At 53.0% G+C, this 8,372-nt stretch carries 5 protein-coding genes and 1 pseudogene; 5 read left to right on the top strand and 1 reads right to left on the bottom strand.

What is annotated here, in order from left to right; translation table 11 throughout:
- Positions 1–891: 891 nt before the first annotated feature.
- From AC3Y2E_RS28155 to AC3Y2E_RS28145, 3 genes and pseudogenes are all read left to right on the top strand, one after another.
- A pseudogene (locus AC3Y2E_RS28155) lies at positions 892–1,002 on the top strand (cytochrome b6); the annotation flags it as partial.
- A 494-nt stretch (positions 1,003–1,496) separates the two neighbouring features.
- Complete coding sequence (locus AC3Y2E_RS28150) at positions 1,497–2,975, top strand: Lsa family ABC-F type ribosomal protection protein (protein WP_379216425.1); 1,479 nt, start codon at positions 1,497–1,499, stop codon at positions 2,973–2,975.
- A gap of 59 nt (positions 2,976–3,034) precedes the next feature.
- Entirely contained in the window at positions 3,035–3,886 is an 852-nt protein-coding gene (locus AC3Y2E_RS28145) for a phosphotransferase family protein (RefSeq protein WP_379216422.1), read from the top strand.
- Between the two features lie 815 nt (positions 3,887–4,701).
- On the opposite strand, the gene AC3Y2E_RS28140 is transcribed toward AC3Y2E_RS28145, so the two are convergent.
- The gene (locus AC3Y2E_RS28140) at positions 4,702–5,520 is read right to left on the bottom strand and encodes an AraC family transcriptional regulator (RefSeq protein ID WP_379216420.1); all 819 of its coding nucleotides are present in this window, start codon (positions 5,518–5,520) and stop codon (positions 4,702–4,704) included.
- A gap of 145 nt (positions 5,521–5,665) precedes the next feature.
- Between AC3Y2E_RS28140 and AC3Y2E_RS28135 the strand changes: the two genes are divergently transcribed.
- Positions 5,666–6,934: a sialidase family protein gene (locus AC3Y2E_RS28135; RefSeq protein WP_379216418.1), complete on the top strand. Its 1,269-nt coding sequence runs from the start codon at positions 5,666–5,668 to the stop codon at positions 6,932–6,934.
- A gap of 70 nt (positions 6,935–7,004) precedes the next feature.
- Positions 7,005–8,303: an ABC transporter substrate-binding protein gene (locus AC3Y2E_RS28130; RefSeq protein WP_379216416.1), complete on the top strand. Its 1,299-nt coding sequence runs from the start codon at positions 7,005–7,007 to the stop codon at positions 8,301–8,303.
- Positions 8,304–8,372 lie beyond the last annotated feature (69 nt).

Raw genomic sequence — 8,372 nt, 5'->3', positions numbered from 1 at the left:
GATGCGTGTGACCCATTGCTGTCGAAGATGTTCATTTGCCAAATGGGGCAACCTCCTTGCGTTCTCGGTTACCTCATTTTCTCATGGGATTCAATCCGTTTGAAGGTGGGGACAGTTTGACGCTTACGCTATTTCCGCCATTCCATCCATCGTGAAAATCCCATAGCGCCCACCAGATTGTCTCGTCTTGATCTCCTCGTTTGCATTAAGTTTTAATTACCACTACGCCTAAAGTGCCAATATGGAGACCGTCATCAGTGGGTACATTATTATGGCCACTCTGAAAATTACCTTGCCTACCAGGAACGCCGGGACCAAATAAGATCGCGGATTTCCATAACATATGAGTGGACTTTTTAAGGTTTTCCCATGTCTTATCTCTGTCACCGGGAACTTCAAGTTTTGAAATTGAATAATGACGTAAATAAACGGCGAAAGAACCGGTCATCAACACCGACCCGGTTACGTTGACCGTGTTTAACAGCAGTATGGGCGATGCCGCGTTCCAGACGTCGATCATCGACCCGATTCAGAAAAGGTATCCGCATATGAAGCTGGAGATGATAGAGCTGATCAACAAAGAACTGGAGAAGCTGAAAAATAAAGATCGCAGATCAAGCGTCGTCGGTTGCGAGGATGTCCCGGGGAATCGTTCCTCTGCCCGGAGGCTGTCTGATAGTTCAGCAGTCTCCTTTGGGCACAGTTTGGCACAAAAGTGCGCAGCGGCCGAACACGCAGCCCACTGCGGCCCACTGTACCGATTACGGTTCGTATGGTAAAGTATTCCAAGAGGAAGGATGTAGTCGTCACGACTAAGGAAGGAAGGGCGCGATGAGAAAATCGATCGTTCAATCTCTCCTGGCCGGAGTTATTATTGCGGTCGTCTATTATGTGGTTCAGGTCGTACGGGGGATGTATCTAACCAAAGAATACGTTCCGGACCTGATTAACGCATACGAATCCGTAGACTATTTACAGCAGCAGACGGCGATCGGTACGATCTCCAGTCCGGTGTGGAGCGTGCTTGAAGCTTCAGGGCTGATTCTGCTTGGAGCGGCTGTATTTTATATCGGCAAAATGCTGTGGAGGAAAAGATAACCGGCCGGCTTACAGGAAGCCGGGATGGATGGGGAACTGGCGGAAGCGCAATGGAAGGGGAGGGAAGTCAAGGGAAGGGCCGTGCGGAAACATACGCTGCAAAGTTTTTTGTACGCTCCAGTTGATCGGCGGTCTTGAACGTGATATGATACGGTTAATTTGAATCTAGGAGTTGAGAAGAATAATGTGATTGTTCTTGCAGATTGTAATGAAATAAAACATCAAAGCGATTATTTCGCCTGTTTTATTCGTTATATGCAAGAAAGTTACGTTATTCGGATCACTCAACGTAAATATCCGGATCTGGTCCATTAACGGGCCGGATTTGCTGTATTTATTTGAGCTGCTGAAAGGTAACTTTCTTGCGGCTCTTTTATTTTCTATACAGGAGGATATTTATGTCATTAATCAATGTAGTGAACCTGACTTTCGCTTACGACGGCAGTTACGATAACATTTTCGAGAACGTCAATTTCCAGCTCGATACCGACTGGAAGCTGGGATTTACGGGCCGCAACGGCAGAGGGAAGACGACTTTTCTGAACTTGCTGCTCGGCAAATATGAATACAGCGGCACGATTTCCGCTAATGTCAATTTCGAATACTTCCCGTACCCGGTCGATAACAAGGAACAAAACACAGTGGATGTAGTCGGCGACATTTACCCGGATTATGTCCATTGGCAATTGATGCGCGAGCTGTCGCTGCTTGACGTATCGGAGGACGTCTTATATCGTCCCTTCGACTCGTTGTCTAACGGAGAACAGACGAAGGTGCTGCTGGCCGCCTTGTTTTTGAAAGAAAACCGATTTCTGCTGATCGACGAACCGACCAATCATCTCGATAAAGAAGCAAGAAAACGGGTCAGCGATTATCTCAGCAAGAAGAACGGCTATATCCTCGTCTCCCACGACCGGGCGTTTCTCGATAACTGCGTCGACCATATTCTCTCGATCAACAAGACTCATATCGAGGTTCAAAAAGGCAACTTCTCGGACTGGTGGGCCAATAAACAAAGACAGGACGATTACGAGCTGGCGGAGAACGAAAAGCTGAAAAAAGATATTCAGCGCCTGTCGGAATCGTCCAGAAGGACGGGGAACTGGTCGCACGAAGTGGAAAAAACGAAAAACGGCACAAGAAATTCCGGCTCCAAGGTGGATAAAGGGTATGTCGGCCATAAAGCCGCCAAAATGATGAAACGCTCCAAATCGATGGAGCACAGGCAGCAGTCCGCGATCGAGGAAAAGTCCAAGCTGCTGAAAAATGTGGAAACGTCCGAAAGCTTGAAAATTTCCCAGTTGACGTATCATAAACACCAGCTTGTCGAGCTTGACAAAGTATCGATCTATTACGGTGAGAGGCAGGTTTGTCCGGAGACCAGCTTTACGATCGGGCAGGGGGATCGAATCGCGCTGGCGGGGAAAAACGGCTCCGGCAAGTCAAGCCTGATCAAGCTGATTTGCGGTGAGGATGTACCCTATACGGGCACGTTCCGGAAAGGAAGTCAGCTGAAAATTTCTTACGTCTCCCAGGACACCTCGCATTTACAAGGATCTTTATCGGATTATGCGAGAGAGCATGAGATTGACGAAAGCTTGTTTAAATCGATTTTAAGGAAACTGGATTTCTCCAGAGTCCAATTCGAGAAGGATATCTCCACGTATAGCGGCGGCCAGAAGAAAAAGGTGCTGATTGCCAAAAGTCTTTGTGAAAAAGTACATTTGCACGTCTGGGATGAGCCGCTTAATTACATCGACGTTATTTCCCGGATGCAGATCGAGGAGCTGCTGCTCGAACATTCGCCGACGATCTTGTTCGTGGAGCATGACAGCGAGTTTTGCGACCATATTGCTACGAAAGTCGTCGAGCTGTAAGGCGGCTCGTCCGGCTGGAATTCCGCGGTACTCTTAAGTCTGACGCCAAGGGGAAAAGGATGAACGAGCAGCTGCTTGATCAAAGGCTGGAACTTGTGAAAGCCGAAATCGGAGATTTGCCGTATCGGGAGCTCAAGGTCATTACGACGGGCTGCGAGAAAGATGTGGTTATTTTGGATCAACAAACGGTTATTTCGTTTTTTCGCGACGGTCTGCGGACAGAGACATACGACGCAAGACAAGAGCTGATTCGCCGGTTAGCCATGCAGTCGGAGGCGATTTTACCGGTGTGCCGGTATCGGTCGCAGGCGAATCATTTCGCCGTGGAAACCTATGTCCCGGGAGAACGGATTACGCCTCGGCTTGTGGAGGAAAATCCGGAAGAGGGGCGGCGGATCGGCAGCGCGGTGGGAAGCTTATTAAGGCAGCTTCACCGTATGCCCGCACAAGGGCTCGGCCTGCGGTCCGGATTTGCCCAGGATGTGTCGAGGGATATGGAGTCCGGGCTGAAGCTGCTGGTGACCCGGCTGTCTGCTTCCGAGATTCGGCAGGTGACGGTATTCCTGAACGAGTATTATGAGAGCGCGGCGACGGTGGAGACCTGTGTTGTGCATGGAGATTTCCATTTCGATAACATCGTGTGGGATTCGGATGCCGGCCGCCTGGGAGTATTGGACTTTGGCGAGGCGGGCGTGGAAGACCCGGCGCTGGATTTTATGTATATGCGTTATTATCGGGAGGAGTTCCGGCATGCGGTGCTTGAGGCATACGGTTCGGAGGATAGCCGGTTGTATGACAGGAGTCAAATGTATGACCGGATCTACGGCTTATACGATATGATCGAGAACATCCGGAACGACCCCAGGAAGCCTGACTTCCATAAAGGGTACGCGAGATTTTTTGAAAGTTAAAGAGTGTTCAGCAATCGTGGAAAGACTTCGCTTAGAAGCATTACATGCCGAAGGCCTTGATTGCTACGGATAAATAAGTCTCAACTTCGCCTACCCGCTCCTGCCTGACTGGTCACTCTTCTCGCTTCTTACGGTACCGAACTTACACCTCTGAATTAAAAACCGTCCGGTTCTGCCGGACGGTCCATTGACGTGCAAACCCATTTGTGAGCACCTGGAACAAAATGGTTACTCGCACTACAGCCGCTCGCCCATAGTCGCGCTAAAAGTCTATACTGGCGCACTATGTTCAACATGGAAGAGGCGGCGTCATGTATGTCCCTTGTTCCCGGGCAGGAGAGGAGCCGAATAAGAGCGGTTCATACCCCTTAATTTGCCCGAAATTCGCTTGAACGGGGAAATAAGAGCGGTTTGAAGCTGCTAATATCCGCGAAATGGTGCTGATCGAGCCAATTGGTATGAAATAAGGGATGCAAACCGCTTCTATTCGGCAGCGCCTTCCAAATTGGCCGAATATAAAGGCTGCCAAAGACTCTTATCTTGTTTTTGGAACCAGCCAGCAGATAAATTTCAGCGAACCGGAACTCGTTTTGCCCGCCAAAAGTCTGCCCCGTATGCGGTCATTCGTCCGCCCTCCGGAAAAGTCCTTCGACCAGATTTTTCACGAATAACCCAGCCGCGACATTTCTTGAGCCAGCAGGAGCCCGCAACTTTTGAAGCTTGAACCCCCGCACCCCGAACCCGGAACCCTGGAACCCCGCACTCCGAGCCCCCGCACCCCGGAAACTCGGTCCCCCGAACCTCCCGATGTCGCGTCAGATTTGATGGACGCTGCGGTACATGGAGGGACTCATCTCGAATTTTTTGGAGAAGACGCGGCTTAAGTAAAACCCGTTCTCGTATCCGCACAACTCGGCGATCAGATCGAGCGGGTAGCTCGTCTCCAGGAGCATTTGCCGAACCTTATCCAGCCTCAGATTCACGACGAAATCCGTAGGCGTTTTGCCAAATTGCGATTTGAACCTGCGGGTAAATTGAACGGGGGACAGCTCAAGCTCGGCAGACAGCGCTTTCATACTGAACCGGCTATCGTACGCGCGCGCCTCCAACAGCCGCACAGCCTGTTGCATAAGCGCATCTGCCGGCTTTTCCAGCTTCCGGGCCGCTTCCGTTTCGAGGCAATATTGGAGCCACATGTCGTTCAGCAGCAAGTTTTGCCGGCGGCGATGCAGCTTGTCCCGTTTCGGCCAAAGCTCAAGCAAATATTGATAAGTCGACGATAAGCGCCGGCTGTCGCGAAGCGTAACCTTCCCTTGCGGGAGCATCGCCAGTCGCGAAGCTTCCTCGATCGTCTGCCTCGAATCCGGCAAATTCCAGTGGAAATGAATGACGAAAAACGATAACGTCCGCACCACCTCCCGCCATAACGGCACGCCAGGCGGGCATATGACAAGATCTCCGCTCGTAGCGCTTCCGCCCCGATCGCCGATCCGGAAGTCGAAAATTCCTTCGCACACGGCAAACATAACCCAGGCGGGGTAGACGTCCGTATCAATTAAAAAACGTTCCTTCCGGTCCCAATACAACACATGAACGAGCTGGGGAACCACATCGGCCGGACCATACGGCTCCATGCGACGGCCTCCCTTGAAATGAAATGGAGTATATGGTCGATGATAAACAATTGCATGGGAAAAGTAAATTGAATTTACTAGGCTAGACATATCCCTTTAACGCGCGGTAGAGGGACGAACCGAAGACAAAGGAGGCGCGGTGAACTTGGCAGAACGGGTCGGAGAGTTGGCTCGCGAATATGTAACGGTGTACGAATCGCCGGACCCCGAGAACGTTTATGTGTACAGCCCGGGAATCGCGGTGCTGCCGAACGGCAGACTGGTTGCTACGCTCGACATGAGCGGGCCCGGCATCGATGGAATCGCCGGCGAGAAGCGCCGCATCGAGGGAGGCAAGCTGTGGTTCGGCAAAGTGTTCGTCTCCGATGACAAGGGCCGCACTTGGCAGCACCGGACGGACTTTCCTTTCATGCACGCCAGACCGTTTACCGCGGGGAGAAGCTTGTACGTGCTGGGCCATTGTCACGATTTGGCGATCATCCGCTCCGACGACGGCGGCGATATGTGGAGCGAGCCGGTGCTGCTGACGCAAGGGCAGATGTGGCATCAGGCGCCGGCAAATGTGATGTACGCCAAAGGGAACGTGTACCTGGTCATGGAGCGGAATGTGCGATCGGACGGAGCGGGCTGGCCGGTCTCCGATCTGGCTCCGGTGCTGCTGCGGGGACGGGCGGATGCGGACTTGACCGACCGAAGCAACTGGACGTTCGCCTCCGAGCTGGCGTTCTGCGAGGCGGTGCCGGAGGAGGAATTGGACTATTTCGGAGTACCGTTCTACAAGGTGGAGCCGGGAACGTCCGCTCTGGTTGCTCCCGGACGCAAGTGCGCCCGCATGGGCTGGCTGGAGACGAATGTAGTCCGGTTTGACGATCCGGACCATTATTTCCATGACCCGGAAGGGAATACGTTTCATCTGTGGATGCGCTCCCATACGGGAGGCACCGGATATGCGGCGATTGCGAAAGCGGTAGAGCTCGAGGATGGCACGATCGAAACGAAACTCGAAAAATCCCCTTCGGGAAAAACGTTCGCCTTGATCCCATGCCCGGGCGGTCATCTGAAGTTCCATATCACGTTCGACGAACGCTGCGGCCTGTATTGGCTGCTCAGCTCGCAGGCGACGGACAGCATGACCAGGGCGGAACGGCTGCCTGAAGACCGGTACGGTCTCGGCAAAAACGAGCGGCACCGGCTGCAGCTGCATTTTTCGCAAAACTGCGTGGATTGGTGTTTTGCCGGACTGGTGGCGGTCGGGGATACGCCGAGGCAGGCCCGGCACTATGCGAGTATGGCGATCGACGGCGAGGATCTGGTGATCTTGAGCCGTTCCGGAGACGGGCGGGCGAAGGACGCGCACAACGGCAATTTGATTACATTTCATCGGATCGCGAATTTTCGCCGCTTGATCTATTGATCTACTAATCTACTAAATCTACTTATCTGTGAAACTGCTATTCATCAAATGATACAAAGGGGGGCCGTCCATGCGAAGGACTGCCGTATGTGTGGCTGTTGCAAGCATGATGGTGTTGTGGGGTTGTTCGGGCAGCGGGCCGCGTTCATCGGCCGGCGAGGAAGCGGGCAAGGAGGAGAGCGTCCGGCAGGAGCCGGTTACGCTGTCGTTTTATTCGAAGCTGACGCCTGCCGAATTCGAGACGTATATTGCCCGGCATGTCAGAGTCAAGTTTCCGCATGTGACGCTGCAGCAGGTAGAGCAAAAAAGCGCCACGATTCAGGATCTGATTACGGTCGGGAATGTGCCGGACATTATATGGGAAGGCAGCACCAATCTGCAGACGCTCACTCCGCTGAAAGTAATGGCGGATTTGCGGCCGCTTGCGGAGAAGCACAAGTTCGACTTTGGCCGGTACAGGGACGGGGTCGTGGATAATATCCGGTCGTATTCGGAGAACGGGCAGCTGTATTTCCTGCCGTTTAATGTATTTGAATTCGCCTTGCATTACAACAAAGACGTGTTCAACAAGTTCGGAGTTCCGTTCCCGAAAGACCATATGACGTGGGACGAGGTGATCTCCCTGGCGGGCAAAATGAACCGTCAGGACAACGGTGTCCAATATGTCGGGATGAGACCGCCGCTGAGCACGAACCGGACGCAAATGCAGCTGTCTTTGCCGTATGTGGATGCGCAGACGGGCAAGGCCGCGATCCAGACCGAAGGCTGGAAACGATTGTTCGACACGATCCGGAACATGTATCCGGGCCCGTCCACCGTGCGCTCCTTCTTCGATTACAGGGATGAATTTCTCAAGCAGCGTACGGTCGGCATGATGCCAGACATTTTACAGCTGCAAAATTCGGATATGGCCGCGTTCGAAAAGGAAGGGCTCGAATGGGACGTCGTGACGTACCCGGCTTTTGCGGACAAACCGAAGGTGGGGGCCGGATTGTTCTCCGACGGCATGGTCCTGTCGGCCGGTTCCAAGCACGTCGATCTGGCGTTCCAGATCATCTCGTATATCAGCACCGATCCCGAGGTGCAACTGAACGCGACCCGGGACGGCCGAGTAACGGCGCTTAAGGACCCGCAGCTATTGGCGCGCGCCTTCGAGAACAATCCGGCGGCGGCGGGGAAAAATTTGAAGCCGCTTAGCGAGATGCGTTACCCGGCCTCTTTCCCGATGTCCGATTATGATCGTAAAGGACTAAGCATCGTCGAATCCAAGCTGAAAAATTATGTCGCCGGCAAAGGTGATGTCAACACGCTGCTCCGCGAAGCGGAGGAACAGCTTGAGAAAGCGATTGCCGAGCAGAAAAGCCAATAGCCGGCACAGGCCAGCACAGACGGGGCCGTCTGCGCGAGGGCGGAAGCGCGCGCAGACGAAACCGAACCT

Source organism: Paenibacillus sp. MAH-35 (assembly GCF_058135425.1).
The sequence above is the reverse complement of the archived record's forward strand: the minus strand, read 5'-3'. Positions and strand labels throughout refer to the sequence as shown.